At 59.3% G+C, this 17,119-nt stretch carries 14 protein-coding genes and 1 tRNA gene; 7 read left to right on the forward strand and 8 right to left on the reverse strand.

Annotated features, from left to right (window positions below; genetic code table 11):
- Nucleotides 1-64: 64 nt before the first annotated feature.
- A complete protein-coding gene (locus WA845_RS02985; RefSeq protein WP_337322182.1) occupies nt 65-2,287 on the forward strand; it encodes a phage tail tape measure protein in 2,223 nt (740 codons plus the stop codon).
- Here WA845_RS02985 and WA845_RS02990 read toward each other — a convergent pair.
- From WA845_RS02990 to WA845_RS03000, 3 genes are all read right to left on the reverse strand, one after another.
- Nucleotides 2,284-2,778 carry a hypothetical protein gene (locus WA845_RS02990; RefSeq protein WP_337322183.1) on the reverse strand — a complete coding sequence of 165 codons (495 nt, stop codon included), beginning with the start codon at nt 2,776-2,778 and terminating at the stop codon, nt 2,284-2,286. The two genes, WA845_RS02985 and WA845_RS02990, sit on opposite strands and share 4 nt — an antisense overlap.
- 135 nt (nt 2,779-2,913) lie before the next feature.
- The gene (locus tag WA845_RS02995) at nt 2,914-3,282 is read right to left on the reverse strand and encodes a hypothetical protein (RefSeq protein WP_337322184.1); all 369 of its coding nucleotides are present in this window, start codon (nt 3,280-3,282) and stop codon (nt 2,914-2,916) included.
- Between the two features lie 39 nt (nt 3,283-3,321).
- Nucleotides 3,322-3,708 carry an Arc family DNA-binding protein gene (locus tag WA845_RS03000; protein WP_337322185.1) on the reverse strand — a complete coding sequence of 129 codons (387 nt, stop codon included), beginning with the start codon at nt 3,706-3,708 and terminating at the stop codon, nt 3,322-3,324.
- Between the two features lie 97 nt (nt 3,709-3,805).
- On the opposite strand from WA845_RS03000, the gene WA845_RS03005 reads away from it, so the two are divergent.
- From WA845_RS03005 to WA845_RS03025, 5 genes are all read left to right on the forward strand, one after another.
- Entirely contained in the window at nt 3,806-3,979 is a 174-nt protein-coding gene (locus WA845_RS03005; RefSeq protein ID WP_337322186.1) for an Arc family DNA-binding protein, read from the forward strand.
- A gap of 48 nt (nt 3,980-4,027) precedes the next feature.
- Nucleotides 4,028-4,369, forward strand: a complete 342-nt coding sequence (locus WA845_RS03010; protein WP_337322187.1) for a hypothetical protein — start codon at nt 4,028-4,030, stop codon at nt 4,367-4,369.
- A 65-nt stretch (nt 4,370-4,434) separates the two neighbouring features.
- Entirely contained in the window at nt 4,435-5,040 is a 606-nt protein-coding gene (locus WA845_RS03015) for a hypothetical protein (RefSeq protein ID WP_337322188.1), read from the forward strand.
- 95 nt (nt 5,041-5,135) lie between these two features.
- Nucleotides 5,136-5,381: a hypothetical protein gene (locus tag WA845_RS03020; RefSeq protein ID WP_337322189.1), complete on the forward strand. Its 246-nt coding sequence runs from the start codon at nt 5,136-5,138 to the stop codon at nt 5,379-5,381.
- A complete protein-coding gene (locus WA845_RS03025) occupies nt 5,378-6,466 on the forward strand; it encodes a tyrosine-type recombinase/integrase (protein WP_337322190.1) in 1,089 nt (362 codons plus the stop codon). The genes WA845_RS03020 and WA845_RS03025 overlap by 4 nt, the downstream gene beginning before the upstream one ends.
- Before the next feature lie 76 nt (nt 6,467-6,542).
- Here WA845_RS03025 and WA845_RS03030 read toward each other — a convergent pair.
- The 5 genes from WA845_RS03030 to WA845_RS03050 all read right to left on the reverse strand — a co-directional run bounded on the left by WA845_RS03030 (nt 6,543) and on the right by WA845_RS03050 (nt 12,885).
- Nucleotides 6,543-6,618 (reverse strand) — tRNA-Phe (locus WA845_RS03030).
- 283 nt (nt 6,619-6,901) lie between these two features.
- Nucleotides 6,902-7,333: a hypothetical protein gene (locus tag WA845_RS03035; protein ID WP_112555892.1), complete on the reverse strand. Its 432-nt coding sequence runs from the start codon at nt 7,331-7,333 to the stop codon at nt 6,902-6,904.
- 155 nt (nt 7,334-7,488) lie between these two features.
- The gene (locus WA845_RS03040; RefSeq protein WP_112555894.1) at nt 7,489-9,705 is read right to left on the reverse strand and encodes a 3-hydroxyacyl-CoA dehydrogenase NAD-binding domain-containing protein; all 2,217 of its coding nucleotides are present in this window, start codon (nt 9,703-9,705) and stop codon (nt 7,489-7,491) included.
- A gap of 138 nt (nt 9,706-9,843) precedes the next feature.
- Nucleotides 9,844-11,052 (reverse strand): acetyl-CoA C-acetyltransferase, encoded by a 1,209-nt coding sequence (locus WA845_RS03045; protein ID WP_112555896.1) that lies wholly within the window; start codon nt 11,050-11,052, stop codon nt 9,844-9,846.
- A gap of 36 nt (nt 11,053-11,088) precedes the next feature.
- Nucleotides 11,089-12,885, reverse strand: a complete 1,797-nt coding sequence (locus WA845_RS03050; protein WP_112555898.1) for an acyl-CoA dehydrogenase C-terminal domain-containing protein — start codon at nt 12,883-12,885, stop codon at nt 11,089-11,091.
- Nucleotides 12,886-13,262: 377 nt separating this feature from the next.
- Here WA845_RS03050 and podJ point away from each other — a divergent pair, with 377 nt between their 5' ends.
- Nucleotides 13,263-17,006: a cell division protein PodJ gene (gene podJ, locus WA845_RS03055; protein ID WP_112555901.1), complete on the forward strand. Its 3,744-nt coding sequence runs from the start codon at nt 13,263-13,265 to the stop codon at nt 17,004-17,006.
- The last annotated feature ends 113 nt before the right edge of the window (nt 17,007-17,119 follow it).

Raw genomic sequence — 17,119 nt, forward strand, 5'->3', positions numbered from 1 at the left:
AAAAAACCATCGCCTATTACGAAGCGGCTATCCGCCACGTGAAGCGCAAGAACGGAACGAGTTAATGGGTGTTTTGGAATCAAAACTGGTCGTCAGCCTTGTGGATCGCCTGACCGGTCCAGCGCGTGGCCTGGCCACGACGTTAGAAAGGATGACCGCGCAATCCACGCGAAACGCACAGCAGCTCTCCGCTATGCGGGGCGAAATGCTTGATGCGGTTGGCGCGGGTTACGCGCTCTGGAAAGGGCTGTCCGCGCCGGTCTCTGCGGCGGTGGAATTCGAAAGTGCCATGTCGGATATCCGCAAGGTGGTGGATTTCGACACCGCAGCATCATTCCGGCAGATGGGCGACGACATCCGAAAAATGTCGCTGAATATCCCGATGGCCGCAACCGGCATTGCTGAAATCGTCGCTGCGGCCGGTCAATCCGGCATCGCTCGAAACGAGTTGGCGAAGTTCGCGGAAATCGCCGCTAAGGTCGGCGTGGCATGGGATATCGGGGCAGGACAGACCGGCGAAGCGCTGGCCAAGCTCAAAACGGCTTTGGGGCTGTCGCTGGATGACACCGCCTCGCTTGCCGACGCAATCAACCACCTTGGTAACAACAGCGCCGCCAGCGCCCCGCAAATCCTTGATGTTGTGCGCCGCGTGGCACCGATGGCAAGCCAGTTCGGCATGACGGCGGAGCAGGTGGCCGCAATCGGCGCAGCGATGACCGGCGCGGGCTTCGAGGCGGAAGTGGCAAGTACCAGTCTCTTGAATGTCGGGCGGGCGCTGACGAAGGGCGAAAGCGCCACGGCGCGGCAAGTGGCCGTGTTCAAAAAGCTCAAGCTGTCCGCGAAAGGCGTGGCGCAGTCGATGCAGAAAGATGCGGTCGGTACGCTTCAAGACGTGCTGGCCCGCATCAACAGCTTGCCTGCTTCCGTCCGCGCAGCGGCTATCTCTGACCTGTTTGGAGACGAGGCGCGCGCGCTCGGGCCACTGATTTCGAACGGCGATCTGCTTGCGCAGGTACTGGACCTGATTGCTGACAAGAGCAAATATGCCGGATCGGCTTCAAAGGAGTTCGACACCGCCTCGCAGCGCACGGCGTTCGGCCTGCAAATCTTCAAAAACCGCGTGACCGATCTGGCTATAAGTGTCGGCGATGCGCTCTTGCCTACCGTGAACCGCACCCTTGGACGTCTTGGGCCTATGGTGACGAGTATCAGCCAGCTTGCCCGCGAATATCCGGGCCTGACTTCGGCCATCACCGCTACCACGGCGGCAATCGTCGCCTTCCGCATCGCAGCCACGGCGGCGCGGTTTGCTGGCCTCTTCATGATGGGCGGAGTAATCAATGCGCTTATCGGTCTCGGCAGTGTGGCGGGCGTCTTCACCGCCATCACTGGCGCGTTGACAGGCGTGGGCGCGGCGCTGGCGGCGATCTCCGCGCCGGTCTGGCTCGGTATTGCGCTCGGCGCGGCGGCAGTCGGTGCGGCGGGGGCCACGATCTACAAGTATTGGGACCGGATCACGGCCACCCTGTCAGGGGTGGCGGCAGCAATTGGCGACCGGCTTGCACCCGTTATCCAGCGCTTGCAGCCCTATCTTGACCAGATGGCCCCGGCGCTGGAAGCGATCAGCAGCGCCGCCGGATGGGTGGGCGAGAAGTTTTCGCAGCTTGGGCAGATGTTTTCCGGGTTGTTCGACCGCGAAATTCTTGGAGCTGACCAGACGGAAGCGATCAGCAACAACGCCCGCAACATGACGAACCGGATCATTGAGCAATTCGTTGCCGGTCACCTCGCGCTCTACAATGCCGGCGTGGCTATGATCCAGAAGCTTTGGGACGGCATGGTTTCACAGTTCGACTCATTCATCGAATGGGTGAAGACGATCCCAAGTCGCATCGTTGCCGCTGTGGGCAATATCGACCTTACCGGGTCCATCCGCTGGCCTAAGTTTCTCGGCGGCGGTGGCGAAGAACCGGCTGTTGACGGCGCGCGCGCACGTGGCGGGCCTGTCCGAGCAGGCGGAACCTATCTTGTGGGCGAGAAAGGGCCGGAGCTGTTTTCTCCTGGACGATCCGGGATGGTCTCCCCGAACGCGGCATATCGGGCGGCGGCGCGAGGTTCACAGTCTCCCATGGCGTCACGAGGCGGGAACACCTTTGACGTCACTGTTAGCCCCGTGATCAACATCAACGGCGCGTCTAACCCGCAGGACATAGCCGAGTACGTTTTGGAGCGGATCGGGCGGGAGATGAGAACCAGCCTTGAAGCCGCATATTCGGATTGGATTTAGACCTTTGCCACCAGTTGCAAAAAGTCTATTCCCCCCACCACAATGCACGCGGCTGATCCAGCTGTAAGACCTACAGCGATCCACCGAGCGACATCACCAGCCAATGAAAACCGTCTCGATCGTTTGGTGTCGCGAACGAAGGGACGATCATAGAAATGCTCCTCAGAGGCGATTGCCGCTGAGTAAAACAATTGAGAAAAGTATGCTGCGCCCGGAGCAACTAAGGTAAACAACAGAGACATAAACAACCAAACCAAAACAGCGTTGAAGTCGTCTAATGCCGTGGGAATCAATTTCAGTCGGTTGTAGTTGGCGCTGTAGAAGCCAAGGGCGGCAGCCACGCCACCAGCCGACACCAAAGCAGGAGCTTTCATGGCCATCCCAGCAAAAGACTGGAGCTGCGTGGCGTGAATTTCCAATCCCTTCTTTCGCCAGTCGTGTTGCCTCTCAGCGGATTTTAAGCGCTGTTCATACTCTTTCTCCGTCTCCATGCCCTACGACCTCAGCATCTTCGTTGATTGCCTCTTTTAAAGAAGTTCGCAAATTTTGCGAAACTTCAAAACGGTTTCCATTGGGAACAGTTAAAGTTTGCGGCTCGAAAAACCCTTTCAGACTGGAAAGGGATTTCACAAGATGCTGTGGATTCCTGATGCCAGGGCCACGCAGCCCCAAGCGAACGTCACCAGCGAAAATATGATCAGTACCAAACCTACGACCATCAGTATATCTGACGTAGCAAGGTGATCAGCGGAATGCTCCCGCTCCGATTTGTCGACGTAGCGCGTAGACCCAAACGCTATGACCCAAGTCAGTGCAGCAAAGATGGTGCCCACAGCCCATATGAGCATTGCTTGAGAAACAATCGCTGTGAGATTTAATTTGATTAATTCTGCAGTTTGCGAGAGCAGCGCCACCGCAGCCCCGCCATTCAGAAGAAATGCGGCATTTATTCCCTGCCGGGCGTACTCTTGTGATATTTCTCTGTAGTCGGCCATACCTTGTATCCTCAAACCCGTTTCATTGGGGAACGGGTCTCAGCTTTTTTCGACATCTGCTGCGATATCACTGGCTTCTACGCTGTAGATGGAAAGCATCTCTTCTGCGAATTTGATAAGCTCGGGCGGAATATCATCACCGTAGCTCAAGATATGGTGGCACGCCGACTTGAATAGCGCCGTCTGCCCCTTCTGGTTATTAATTTTTTCGATCAGCAGGCGCTTGTACTCTTCAACCTGATTGACAAGAGAGCGCAGTTCTTTTTCGTCCGCAACGTGCGAATCGAGTGTGAACTCCAGCCGAGAGACGATCTCGGTATTCATCGACCGCCCGGATTTCTCAGCTTCACGCGCAATGCGTTCACGCATTCCGTCTGGAAACCGCAAATTGAATTGATCTGATCCACGTCCAATATTTTGCTTCATATCGACACCCCTATAGGACCACTGTGATATTATTCGCTTGACGTCAATAGGACTACCGTAATAGTAATATCACCGTAGTCCTATCGGAGTCGGAAATATGAAGACTGGCCGCGAAAGCGATAAATTTCCTTTGCGCTTGCCTGACGGAATGCGGGACCGCATTCGGAGCGAAGCCGACCGTAACAACAGATCCATGAATGCAGAAATTGTTTTCCAACTGAGCCGCGCATACGCGCAACCAGAAATGCAAAAAGCCGACGCAGCGGCCTAGGAACCAGCGTCGGCTTTTTCAACCTTTAAGGAAAGGTGCATTAAGCGAATGAAATATAATACCAAAACCACAGCCAGCGCAAGCGCTGTCGAACGAATTCGTTCGCTGATCAGCAAGGCCGATGATTTGCAATTCGACCTACATAAGCTGAACTGCCTTGCCACCGTCACCGATTCTGCCGTTAGCGATATCCTCTTCACACCCCGGAAGATGAACGACAGGCCAGGGTACTATTACGCAGGAGATGCCGACCGTAAGGTTCTTGGTTTCGCGTCCAACGAAGTTCTGGCGCTTTCAAGTGGGGTGGAAACCTCGCTCGAGGACCTGCTTGACGACCTTAGAGAAGTTGCTGACCTTCTGCATTCGCTTGCCGCCAATTCCGATCAATGAATATTTATTGTTGCAAACCCATTCATCGAGTGACATTTTGCAGCATCGCAATTTGAGGAATTAGCATGAAAAAAATCCGCACACCCGAAGAGCAAGCCATTCTTGATGCCCACGCGCGTGAGGCTCTGGCGCGAAGCCAAGAAGAAAAGGAGCGCTTGTTGCTCCTGACAGCCGAGTTTATCACCCCCACGCATCAACGTGCAAAGGTCCTGAAAGCCCTCAGCGTCAACTCGCCACTGATCCAGAATTGGCAGTATCGCGGCCAGATCGCACTTGACGCAGACAAGGTTCGCGATGGCACGGCATGGCGTCTTTACTCCTCGCGCGACGTTTTGATGCTCGGTTTGGCTGTTCGTCTAGTGGAGTACGGGTTTCCCGCCTCTTTGCTGCGTAAAGTGATGGATCAGGTGCGGCAGATTTTCACCTTCCCTTCTCCTTACGTCACTTCGAACCGTCCGGCCTTTATCGTCGTTCGTTCGAACGGTGATGTCATCGGACCCGAGCTTGGTACGCAGGTCGACGTCAATGCCATCCCAGACGGAAGCTTCATCGTCGTGAAAATCGACCGCCTTGTGCGCGAGGCCCTTGAACCTCTCGGTATCAGCGTCGCTGCCGGCAATGCCGCCTCCATTAACGAAGTCGCTAGCCGCCTTTCGAAGGCGTCCGGCTAGTCAAGTTTCGAGGTCGGGCGGTTCCTTCCCGGCCCACTACGGCGGCCCCCGCGATTTTGGGGTCCGCCACAACTCTAGATCCAAGGTACATTCGGATGGCTGGCACAACGTTAAATATCAGGGTCGCGCCTCGTCGTATGCTGACGCTCACGGAGGCCGCAGACTACTGCGGCGTGACCGCGAAACGGTTTCCAATCGACTGTGGAATTGCTCCGGTTCAATTTCCGTCGGGCGTCAAAGTCTACGACATGCGCGATTTAGACAGCTACCTTGATGGCCTGAAAGACAGCGCGCACGCCAGCGATGAAGACGTGATTGGCAAACTTGGAAGACGCGCATGACGAAGGCACGCGAAAAGCGGGTAAATAAATACACCGGTTGGAAAATCCAGCGCGACAACAAAGCTCCGTTTCGTTGGCGCGCTTATCATCGCGCGACCGGCCACAAAGTCGACTGCCAGAAATTCGAGGTCTATAGCCTCGCATTCGATATGGAAGTGCATCGCATCAATAAGCTCTATGAGGTGAAGGCAGCGAAGCCGGGAACCCTTGGCATGCTCATCAAAAAGTATCGCGCCAGCCCGAAGTTTCAGAAGCGCGCAACCCGCACGCAGTCGGACTACCAGAAGGTTTTCGACTGGCTTCAGCCCATTGAAGACCAGCCCCTTGACTGGTTCACGCGGGGGCGTGTTGCAAAAATCCGCGATCAGGCCGAACAGCAGCATAAGTTTCGCTTCGCAAACTACGTCCGTTCTGTCCTCTCCATCATCTTCGCATGGGGCATGGAATACGAGTACGTGAAAGAAAACCCGGTTGAACACGTCAGCCTAGCGGAGCGCCCAAAAGACCTTCCAGACGCGAACCGGCCTTGGACGGATGCGGAGCGCGAGGTCGTGTTGGCGGCCCTGCCGCCTCATATGCTTCTGCCGTTCAGCCTTATGATGTTCTACGGCCTTGATCCGCAGGACGCTTTGGCGCTGCCTAAGACGGCTATTTCAAACGCGGGCATCGACACCCGCCGCAACAAGACCGGCCAACCGGTCTATCTTCCTTTGTTTGCGCCAGTCAATGAAGCGTTGGACGCTTCACCCATCCATAACGCCATTACCCTCTGCGCCAGCAGCCGGGGCCAACCTTGGACGTACAACGGTTTCAGCACAAATTGGGACCGGATCAAGAAGAAGCTCGAAGAGGCTGGCGCTGTTCAGCCTGGACTAACTCTCAAGGGGCTTCGTCACACAGTAGGGACGATCCTTGCGGAGATGGGCCGCGATAACGCGAGTATTGCCCTCGTCTTGGGCCATGCCACCGAAGCGATGGCAAAGCACTATTCCCGCCGCGCCGACAGGTCGAAACAGGCGCAGAGCGCGGTGGCTGATTTTGAGGCCGAACTGAACAAACGAAAAACGAAAGTTGTCAAACTTTGAGAAAAAGTTTGTCAAACTGATGCAGAACGGAAAGCGGCAAATGATGGAAAAAGACAGCAACACCAAAGGCTTAGAATGGTGCCCGGAGGCGGATTTGAACCACCGACACGCGGATTTTCAATCCGCTGCTCTACCAACTGAGCTATCCGGGCACTTCAGGTCCTTGAAGAACCTCCGCTTTTCGCGGTCGGGGTCGTTTGCGCCCCGAAAGTGAGCGGGGTTATAACATCTTGTTCGAACATGGCAAGCGCCCTTCCGAAGTTTTTTGACAGTTTTTTCACGGCGCCTGTGGATGGCTGGAAAGAGCGCAGGGCGAAGGCCGGTTCACGCAGCAAAACTCATTGTATGGCCTCCTGATGCCAGAGCGCATTTGCCCGCGTCATGTTTGCGAGGGACCTATCCCGGCCGGTGGCGGGCGCAGCATGGCAGGTGGGGCTATACCCCTTCGCGGCGCCGTGCTGCGAAACCAAGCGCGAGAGGCACCACGGCTACCAGCGCCGCCATGACGGGCGAAGACGCAAAGATGCGGCTTGCAAGCGAGGTGACGGCTACGGAGCGCACGACCGTCATCAGGCGGGAGTTCTCGCGGTCGCGCTCATGGTGGGCCTGTGCGGGCCTGTGGCGGGACATCTCGGCCGCCTCAAGCCGCTTGACATCACGCCGGATCTTTTCGACCTGTTGGCGAAGCTCGTCCAGTTCGGCACGCAGCGCCGGGTCGATGGTATTGGCGGCAGGTGTCCTCCTGGCTGCGGTTTTTTCCACCGTCTCTTCGGCGGCCACAGCTTCCGCCTCTTCGTCCAGTTCGGCCAACTCGTCGTCCAGGTCTGATGGCTTATCGAAACCGTGGGATCGCAGTGGTGCTTTCATCGCTGTCTCCTGAGGCGTGCTGAATTGCGGCGGCGGGCGCTTTTGCCCGGTCAGCCTTTTCAACGCCTCAGCCCGGCAAAGGATGCATGGAAAGCGGGTAGACAGGCATAATAAAACAGGCCCCGAAGGGCCTGTTCAATCATCTCGCTGGAGCCTCAGGCCGCCTTCGCGGCGCTGGCATAGGGATCGAAGCGACCGTAGAAGGTCTCGCCCTTGGCGGCCATATCCTTCAGCAGCGGCGTTGGCTGGAAGCGCGGTCCGTATGTCTCGCTGAGCTTTTCGGCGAGCGCCACGAAGCTCTTCACGCCCATGCCGTCAATGTAGGACAGCGCGCCTCCGGTATAGGGCGCGAAGCCGAAACCGAGGATGGAACCGACATCCGCCTCACGCGGATCGGTGACGATGCCCTCTTCCACCGTGCGGGCGGCTTCCAGCGCCACGGTGACGAGGAAGCGCTGCTTCAGCACCTCCATATCCACGTCTTCAGGCTTCTGCTGCGGATAGAGGTCCTTCAGGCCAGGCCAGAGGGACTTCTTGGCGGGCTTTGGCGGGTAGTCGTAAAAGCCCTTGGCGTTCTTACGGCCAAAGCGGCCCTCGCCTTCCACCAGCTTCTTCACCAGCTCCATATGGCGCGGATCGACCGCCTTTTCGCCGAGATCGGCGACGGTGGCTTTCAGGATCTTGTAGGAAAGATCGATCGCCACTTCGTCGTTTAGCGCCAAGGGGCCCACCGGCATGCCGGCGAATTTCGCGGCATTTTCGATCATTGCGGGCGGCACGCCTTCGATCAGCATGTCGTAGCTTTCGGCCATGTAACGCAGCACGCAGCGATTGACGAAGAAGCCGCGGGTGTCGTTGACGACGATCGGGGTCTTCTTGATCTTGGCCACATAATCAAGTGCGACGGCAAGCGCCTTGTCGCCGGTTTCCTTGCCCAAGATGACTTCCGTCAGCATCATCTTCTCGACCGGCGAGAAGAAGTGGATGCCGATGAAATCGGTCGGACGCCTGGAGTTCTTTGCCAGCCCCGTGATTGGCAAGGTGGACGTGTTGGAGGCAAAGATTGCGCCTTCGGGCAGAACGGCTTCCACGGCTTCGATGACGGCTTTCTTCACGTCGCGGTCTTCAAAGACGGCTTCGATGACGAGATCCGCATCAGATAATGCAGTGTAATCCGCCGTTGGGGTGACGAGATCGAGCAGGGCCTTGCCTTCATCCTGCGTCAGCCTGCCCTTGCCGATGGCGGCCTTGACGCTTTCCTCGCAATGGCCCTTGCCCTTGTCTGCGGCTTCCTGATCGCGATCCACCAGCGTGACGGGAATACCCGCTGCGGCGGTGACGTAAGCGACGGCCGCCCCCATGAAGCCCGCGCCGACGACGCCGACCTTCTTGAACTCCGTCTTCGGCTGGCCGGCCGGGCGGCGTGCGCCCTTGCCCAGCTCCTGCATGGAAATGAACAGCGAGCGGATCATGCCGAAGGCTTCCTTCGAGCGAAGGATTTCGGTGAAATAACGCTGCTCTACTTTCAGCGCCGTATCGAAGGGCAATTGCAGCCCTTCATAAACGCATTTGAGGATGGCGAGTGCGGCCGGATAATTGCCGGCACTTTCGCGGCGGAGGATCGCCGGAGCGGCGGGCCACAGCTGGGCAGCCGCAGGCGTCCAGATGCCGCCGCCGGGGGCCTTGAAGCCCTTTTCATCCCACGGCGCGACCGGCTTCAGGCCGTCCTTGATCATCTGCTTTGCGGTTGCGACAAGCTGATCCGGCTCGACTACCTGGTGCACCAGCCCCATGGCCTTGGCGCGCGCACCGGTCAGCGACTGGCCTGTCGTCATCATCTGCAAGGCGGATTGCGCGTCCGTCAGACGCGGCACGCGCTGCGTGCCGCCAGCGCCCGGGAAGATGCCGACCTTGACTTCCGGCAGTGCAATCTTGAGGCTCTTGGCGCTGGAGGCCACGCGGCCGTGGCAGGCGAGTGACAGTTCGAAAGCGCCCCCCATGCAGGTGCCGTTGATGGCCGAAACCCAGGGCTTGCCGTTGGTCTCGATCTTGCGGAACAGGCCGGTCATGCGGCCCACCAGCTCGAACAGCTTTGCTGCCGCCTGATCCGGGTTCTTCATCTTCTCGTCATTGTAGAAGGAGAACATCGACTTGATCATCGACAGATCGGCGCCGCCGGAAAAGGTACTTTTGCCCGACGTGAAGACGACGCCCTTGACGGCGCTATCGGCGACGGTGGCGTCGAGAATGGCGTTCAACTCGTCCATCACCTCTGACGTGAAGACGTTCATGGACTTTTCCGGCATGTCCCAGGTGACGAGGGCAATGCCGTCTGCGTCCGTCTCGATGGTGAAATTGGTGTAAGTGCTCATTTGGGATTCCTCTTCCCTGAATCGTAATGGCCGCTTCGCTTTCCTCGTCATCCTCGGGCTTGATCCGAAGATCCAAGCACCGGGGATAGATCCTCGGGTCAAGCCCGAGGATGACGGAAGCGGGCCGTAGCCGCTGCCTTAAACCCGCTCGATGACGGTTGCTGTACCCATGCCTGCACCAATGCAAAGCGTGACGAGCGCGGTGTTCAGATCGCGCCGTTCCAGCTCATCCAGCACCGTCCCGAGGATCATCGCGCCGGTTGCACCCAGCGGATGACCCATGGCGATTGCGCCGCCATTGACGTTCATCCGGTCGTGATCGATGTCGAAAGCCTGCATGTAGCGCAGGACCACGGCGGCGAAGGCTTCGTTGAGTTCGAAGAGATCGATATCGGCAAGCGACATGCCGGTCTTTTTCAGCAGCTTTTCGGTTACGTCAACCGGGCCGGTCAGCATCAGCGCCGGGTCGGAGCCGATATTGGCGAAAGCCTTGATACGGGCACGCGGCTTCACGCCCATTGCCTCGCCGCCCGCTTTCGAACCAACCAGCACGGCGGCGGCACCATCAACGATGCCGGATGAGTTGCCGGCGTGATGGACGTAGTTAATCCGCTCCACTTCCGGATGCGCCATGATGCCGACAGCTTCGAAGCCGCCCATTTCACCGGGCATCTGGAAGGACGGGTTGAGCGAAGCCAGCGCCTGCATATCGGTGCCGGGGCGCATGTGCTCGTCGCGGTCAAGGATCGTCAGGCCGTTCTGGTCCTTCACCGGAATGACCGATTTGTTGAAATAGCCCTTTTCCCAGGCATGCGCGGCGCGCTTCTGGCTCTCGACGGCATAGGCATCGACATCGTCACGGGAAAAACCATATTTCGTGGCGATCAGATCGGCCGACACGCCCTGCGGCATGAAGAAGGCCGGAAAGTTGACCGAGGGGTCCATGTACCAGGCGCCGCCCGACATGCCCATACCGACGCGCGACATGCTTTCCACGCCGCCGGCGATGACGATATCGTCAGACCCAGCCTTCACCTTGCCCGCCGCGAAGTTGATGGCGTCCAGACCAGAGGCGCAGAAGCGCGAGATCTGCATGCCCGGCGCCCTGTTGGAATAACCGGCCTCGAAAGCGGCGGCTTTCGGGATCACCGCGCCGGCATCCATAACAGGATCGACGCAGCCCATGATGATGTCATCGACAGCAGAGGTATCAAGCCCGTTGCGGTCGCGGATGGCTTCCAGCGTCTTGGCGGCAAGGCGAACGGACGGCACCTCATGCAGGCTGCCATCCTTCTTGCCGCGTCCGCGCGGGGTGCGGACATGGTCGTAGATAAATACGTCGGTCATAACTCTCTCCCTGTGGCGTCAGAAACGCCAGATGTCTCAGAATGCTTCCGCGGCCAGTTCCATCATGGTGTCCGCACCGGTTTCGATGCGGGCCTTGCGCAGCGCCGTTTCCGGCATGATGCGCTCCATGTAAAACTTCGCCGTGACAAGCTTGGTCTTGAGGTAATCCTCATCCGAAGCGCTGCCTGCCGCAAGCGCTTCGCTGGCGGCTTTCGCCATGCGCGCCTGCATGTAACCCAGCACCACGATGCCGAAGAGATGCATGTAGTCGGTCGAACCGGCACCGGCATTGTCGGGCTTTGCCATGGCGTGCTGCATGAACCACATGGTTGCGGCCTGAAGGTCGTTCAAGCCCTTCTTCAAACCCTTGGTGTAGAGGCTGAGCTTTTCATCGCCGCGGTTTTCCTCGCAGAAATCGCCAATCTCCTTGAACAGCGCCATGACGGCGCGGCCGCCATTCATGCCGAGCTTGCGGCCCACCAGATCAAGCGCCTGAATGCCGTTAGCGCCCTCATAGATCATGGTAATACGCGCATCGCGGACATATTGGCTCATGCCATGTTCTTCGATGTAGCCATGACCGCCAAACACCTGCTGCGCCATCACGGCGTGGTCGAAGCCCTTGTCAGTCAGAACACCCTTGAGGATCGGCGTGACGAGACCGAGCAGGTCGTCTGCCGCCTGCCGCTCCTTCTCATCGGTCGAGCGGTGGGCGATGTCCGATTGCAGCGCTGTCCACAAAAGGAAAGCGCGGCCAGCCTCGTTATAGGCCTTGATGGTCATCAGCGTGCGGCGGATATCCGGGTGCACGATGATCGGATCGGCCTTTTTGTCCGGGAATTTCGCGCCGGAAAGCGAACGGCCCTGAATACGCTCACGGGCATATTCCACCGCATTCTGATAGGCGATTTCGCCCACGGAAAGCCCCTGCAGGCCGACGCCGAGGCGCGCCTCGTTCATCATCACGAACATGGCCGAAAGGCCCTTGTTTTCCGCACCGAGCAGATAACCCGTCGCATCATCGTAATTCATGACGCAGGTGGCGTTGCCGTGAATACCCATCTTGTGCTCGATCGCACCACAGGTGACGCCGTTGCGCTCACCGGGCGTGCCGTCTTCCTTGACCAGGAATTTCGGCACGATGAAAAGCGAAATACCCTTCGTGCCTTCAGGTGCGCCCTCGATGCGGGCGAGCACCAGATGGACGATATTATCGGTCATGGAATGTTCACCAGCCGAGATGAAGATCTTCTGGCCGGAAATCTTGTAAGTGCCATCTCCCTGCGGCACCGCCTTGGTGCGCAGGAGACCGAGATCGGTGCCGCAATGGGGTTCGGTGAGGTTCATGGTGCCGGACCAGGTACCTTCAACCATATTCGGCAGATAGGTTTGCTTCTGTTCCTGCGTGCCATGCACGAGGATGGCGGCAATAGCGCCCTGTGTCAGGCCGGGATACATCATCAAGGACAGGTTGGCGGAAGACATATACTCGCCGATCGCCGCATGCAGCGTATAGGGCAGGCCCTGCCCGCCAAATTCCTGGGGAACGGCAAGGCCGATCCAGCCGCCTTCGCAATAGGCGTCATAGGCTTCCTTGAAACCATCGGGCACGGAGACAGAACCGTCATCGGCGCGCTCGCAACCCTGCTGGTCACCGGAAAGATTGAGTGGGAAAAGCCGTTCCTCGGCAAGCTTTGCCGCTTCGCCGGTGATTGCCTCGATCATGTCGGGCGTCGCATCCTCGAAGCCGGGCAGGTTGTTATACCGCTCCAGGCCGAGAACGTCATTCAGGATAAAAAGCGTGTCCTTAACTGGGGCCTTGTAAACAGGCATTACCGATGTTCCTCCGCATCGTGGGCGCCGGAGATAATCCGGCTGATATGGAATGACAATATTTGACGTGCGCGTAAACGTCAAATAAATTCCATGGGGTTATCGCTCTCCCTTTTTGCGTAATTGTCCTCCGCACCGCTCCGGGGCTCGGCCTGCATCGCAAAAGTTAAAAAATTCCGACCTTGGTTAACCACTTCTTTACCACGTTTCGTGAATTCTCCCGATGGAGGTAACTGCTTCGTTCATCGGCGCATTTTCCTCCACGGGGGCAAATACCGGCTCTAGAATTGCTGCATGTTGCGGCGACGGCGTGTCCAAACAGGCAACGTCGCGACAGATAACCGGGCACGGCGGGCGGAAGCGAAGCGAGCGAAAACATGAACGGATTGCGATCGAAAACCCAACAGCCAAGCGACAGGTCGTCTCTTGATGCTCTCAATCGCACCATTGAAGGCCTTGAAGCCCGCATCGAAGGGTTGATGAGCCAGAAGTTTCCGCGCGACCAGCGGGCCGCTGGCGCCCCGCCGGAAACGAAGAGCGAAACCTATGCCGCACCACGCGAGCCACGCACAAGCGTGACGCCACCGCAACTTGATCCCGTCAACGAAATACGCCAGCGCCAGCGTCTGCTGGAGACCAGCTTCCAGCGCCCGCAGGAACCCGCCGCCCGCCCGGAACGCACGATCACACGGCCGCTCGCGCCGGAATATCGGCAGAGGGAGCCCCAGCCGGCTCCTCAGGCCGCACCACGCGCACGCGCCATCCCGCCCTATCAAGAGCCACGCAATGACGCGGCCCTGCAGGAAATCGCGCAGGCACTCGTGAACCTCCGCCACGAATTGAAGCACGATATTGCCGAGGGCGTTGCGCGGGAAGCGCAGGGACTGCGCGCGGAAATCCGCAATATCCGCGCCGCGGCGGAAGACCAGCAATTCATCGGCGATCTGCGCGATGACATCGCACGGCTTGCCGGAAGCATCGACCAGCTCGGCAATCTGGCATCTCCGGATGTCTATGCGCTGCGCAACGAATTCGAGGACCTACGCCTCACCATTGACCAGCTCGCACGCGAAGACAGCGTCCATCGGATCGAAAGCCGCTGGAACAATCTGGAAGACACGCTGCGTGGTTTCGATGCTGGCGCCCTTCAGGATGAAATCGTCTCCCTCGCCTATCGTCTCGATGACATCAAGACGCAGCTCGGCGGCATGAGCAACAATCCGGCCGTTCGCGTGCTCGAGGAGAAGCTGATCGCGATCGCCAGCGCGGTCGAGCAACTCGGCAAGCACATGCAGCCGAATGAAGCGGTCTTCAGCGAACAGTTTTCCGGTCTCGATCAGCGGCTGGACGAAATCAGCCGCGCCATTGCGGCGACCGGCACACGCCCCAATGCGCAGGCAACCGACAATGCGCTCGCCCAGCGACTGGAAAACCGCCTGAACGGCCTCGCCGAACAGCTCGGTGATATCAACCGCCTCGCCGCTGCAAAACCGGAACCCTCCGTTGATCTTACCGCGCGCCTTGAAGCGCTGGCCGGCAAGATCGATGAGCTGAGCACCGCGCGCGATGCAGCGCAACTGCATGAGCGACTGGACCAGCTTTCACTGCTTCTGGAACGGTCGCAGCGCCCCTCGCAGCAGGCGGAGCTGACGTCTTTCCTCAGCGACATTTCCCGCAAGATCGATGCGCTCGACCACGGCACCGTCAATGAGGGTCTGGCCGAACGGCTCGACACGCTCTCTCGGCAGATCGAGGAGCTCGATTATCGCTATAGCCAGCCGCAGCTGGCATCGGGCCTCAGTGAAAGCGCCTTTTCGCGCCTGGAAGAGCGGCTTGGCACTATCGCCGCGCGACTGGATGAGACCGCCCATGCCGCCCCCGCTGACAGCCATGCGCTGGCGAGCCTTGAAAACCAGATCGCCCATCTCTCGACGCTGATCAGCCAGCCGGTGCAGATGCAGGCCGCAGGCATGTCGCCTGAACTCGATGCGCGCATGGCGGCGATCGAAGACTATATGGCTTCGAACGACGAATATATCATCGAAGCGGCCCGGCAGGCAGCCGAGGCCGTTCTCGACGCCTATACCCGCAACAACCTCTCGGCTGGCGCGAACATCGCCGACATGTCGATGCTGACCGATCTCGCGGCCGATTTGCGCAACCTTGAAGCGCTGAGCCGCAACACCGAAGAGCGCACGCACCGCACCTTCGAAGCACTGCACGAAACGCTGGTGCAGATTGCCGGCCGCCTGGATAATCTCGACAACGGACCGTCCTACCGCGAAGAGCCCACCCGTCACGTTGCACAGCAGGCTGTTGCCGCAGGCCGCGACGACGTCGCGATGCCGGCCGCCATATTCCCGGAAGAGGGCTATATAGCCGAAGAGCAGGCCATTCTCGAGGACGTCAGCGACAATGACGCGACCGCCATCGTGCCGCCCGCTGCCGCCAAGCCCGCAAAAGCAGAGAGAACGAGCCTGCTTGCCGGGCTGACGAAGCGCTTCAAAACAAGCACGGCGAAGCCCGCAAAGACCAAGGAAGAACCCGTATCGGCCTCTTCCGCCCGCACCCAGGTTGAGCCTGCCCCGTCGCTTGATCCGATCGACGTTCTGCCAGCCGGTCAGGAGAACGAACTCCTGGAGCCCGGTTCGGGCGCGCCTGATATCAAGAAAATCCTGGAACGCGTGCGCGCCAGCCAGGTGGCCGCCACCGGCAAGGCCGTGGACGCGGAAGGACGGACGGACTTTATCGCCGCCGCCCGCCGTGCCGCGCAGGCCGCCGCGATGGAAACAGCGCCGGAAAAGCTTGAAACCGGCAAAAAGAAAAGAAAGACCGAAACTTCGGCTCTTTCGCGTTATCGCCGGCCGCTGCTGCTCGGTATCGGCGCGATCCTTCTGGCGATGATGGCCATGCCCCTCGTCAAGACACTGATCAGCGGCACGGAAGCCCCGGCGCCGGTGATTGAACAGAAGATGGACAATGCACCGGTTTCCGCCCTTCCCGAAACCGGCGACAAGGCCGTCACCATACCGTCTGACCTCGCGATCGGATCCGAGCAGGCAGCCCCGGCCGACAGCATCGAGAACTCCGCTCCGGCACAGAATACCATTGACCACCGGACCATTGGCGGTGCGCCGCTACCCGAGGAGCCGCCGGTCGCCGATGTTCCCGCCGTGGATCCCGCAAAATCCGGCACCGTCGCGCAGGCGGAACCGCCGAAACCGGCTGAGGCCGTCGTCACGGCCGCTCCCGCCGACGGCGCCATCGTCGTTCCCGCCGGGATAGAGCCCGCATCGCTTGCTGAAGCCGCCGCCAAGGGCGACACGCAGGCGCTTTTCGAAATCGCAGCCCGCTACACCGACGGTCGCGGCGTTGCCGCCGACCGTGCCGAAGCCGCGAAGTGGTACAAACTGGCTGCCGATCGCGGTCTTGCACCCGCGCAATATCGTCTCGCCAATCTCTACGAGAAGGCGAACGGCGTCGAACGCAACCTTCCGGAAGCCAAGCGCTATTACACGCTGGCCGCCGAACAGGGCAATGCGGGCGCCATGCACAATCTTGCCGTCCTGCTGGCTTCCGACGCGGCGGGCCAGCCGGATTTTGCTGCCGCCGCGCAGTGGTTCATCAAGGCCTCCGAACTCGGCGTCCGCGACAGCCAGTTCAATCTTGCCATCCTCTATGCGCGCGGCAGCGGCGTGAAACAGGATATCGAGGAATCTTACAAGTGGTTCGCCATTGCCGCCAAGGATGGCGATGCCGATGCCGCCCAGAAGCGCGACGAAGTGGCGGGGGCCTTGAACCCGCAGCAGCTCCAGAGCGCCAAGGCCAAGGTGGAGGCGTGGAAGGTCAAGCCGCTTTCGGAAGATGCCAACAGCGTCAACCCGCCGGAAGAGTGGGCTGGCAAGGAAGGCGTGAAAACCGCCTCCGTGGACATGGAAAAGGCGATCCGCAACATTCAGGCGATCCTCAACAAGAACGGCTTCGATGCCGGGCAGCCGGACGGCAAGCTCGGCAAGAACACCGTGACGGCCATCAAGGACTTTCAGAAATCCGTGGGCCAGACCCCGGACGGGCGCATTACCAACGAACTGGTGACAGCGCTTCTCGCCCGCAATAAATAATGGTTCTGAAACCCAAAAAGCGGCCCCCGGCCGCTTTTTTGCAACGCCTGACAGGAATGTGGGCGGCTGCCTTCGCCAGACCTCTATCTTTCCAAATTATCAACGTATTTACC

Source organism: Agrobacterium sp. CMT1 (genome assembly GCF_037203725.1).
In the GTDB taxonomy this organism is placed as follows: Bacteria; Pseudomonadota; Alphaproteobacteria; order Rhizobiales; family Rhizobiaceae; genus Agrobacterium; species Agrobacterium pusense.

What these genes read in the sequence shown, in the direction of transcription:
- WA845_RS03015 (WP_337322188.1), top strand. Translation starts at nt 4,435, where the DNA reads ATGAAAAAAATCCGCACACCCGAAGAGCAAGCCATTCTTGATGCCCAC.
- WA845_RS03010 (WP_337322187.1), top strand. Translation starts at nt 4,028, where the DNA reads ATGAAATATAATACCAAAACCACAGCCAGCGCAAGCGCTGTCGAACGA.
- WA845_RS03005 (WP_337322186.1), top strand. Translation starts at nt 3,806, where the DNA reads ATGAAGACTGGCCGCGAAAGCGATAAATTTCCTTTGCGCTTGCCTGAC.
- WA845_RS03050 (WP_112555898.1), bottom strand. Translation starts at nt 12,885, where the DNA reads ATGCCTGTTTACAAGGCCCCAGTTAAGGACACGCTTTTTATCCTGAAT.
- WA845_RS03045 (WP_112555896.1), bottom strand. Translation starts at nt 11,052, where the DNA reads ATGACCGACGTATTTATCTACGACCATGTCCGCACCCCGCGCGGACGC.
- WA845_RS03000 (WP_337322185.1), bottom strand. Translation starts at nt 3,708, where the DNA reads ATGAAGCAAAATATTGGACGTGGATCAGATCAATTCAATTTGCGGTTT.
- WA845_RS02990 (WP_337322183.1), bottom strand. Translation starts at nt 2,778, where the DNA reads ATGGAGACGGAGAAAGAGTATGAACAGCGCTTAAAATCCGCTGAGAGG.
- podJ (WP_112555901.1), top strand. Translation starts at nt 13,263, where the DNA reads ATGAACGGATTGCGATCGAAAACCCAACAGCCAAGCGACAGGTCGTCT.
- WA845_RS03025 (WP_337322190.1), top strand. Translation starts at nt 5,378, where the DNA reads ATGACGAAGGCACGCGAAAAGCGGGTAAATAAATACACCGGTTGGAAA.
- WA845_RS03020 (WP_337322189.1), top strand. Translation starts at nt 5,136, where the DNA reads ATGGCTGGCACAACGTTAAATATCAGGGTCGCGCCTCGTCGTATGCTG.
- WA845_RS02995 (WP_337322184.1), bottom strand. Translation starts at nt 3,282, where the DNA reads ATGGCCGACTACAGAGAAATATCACAAGAGTACGCCCGGCAGGGAATA.
- WA845_RS02985 (WP_337322182.1), top strand. Translation starts at nt 65, where the DNA reads ATGGGTGTTTTGGAATCAAAACTGGTCGTCAGCCTTGTGGATCGCCTG.
- WA845_RS03035 (WP_112555892.1), bottom strand. Translation starts at nt 7,333, where the DNA reads ATGAAAGCACCACTGCGATCCCACGGTTTCGATAAGCCATCAGACCTG.
- WA845_RS03040 (WP_112555894.1), bottom strand. Translation starts at nt 9,705, where the DNA reads ATGAGCACTTACACCAATTTCACCATCGAGACGGACGCAGACGGCATT.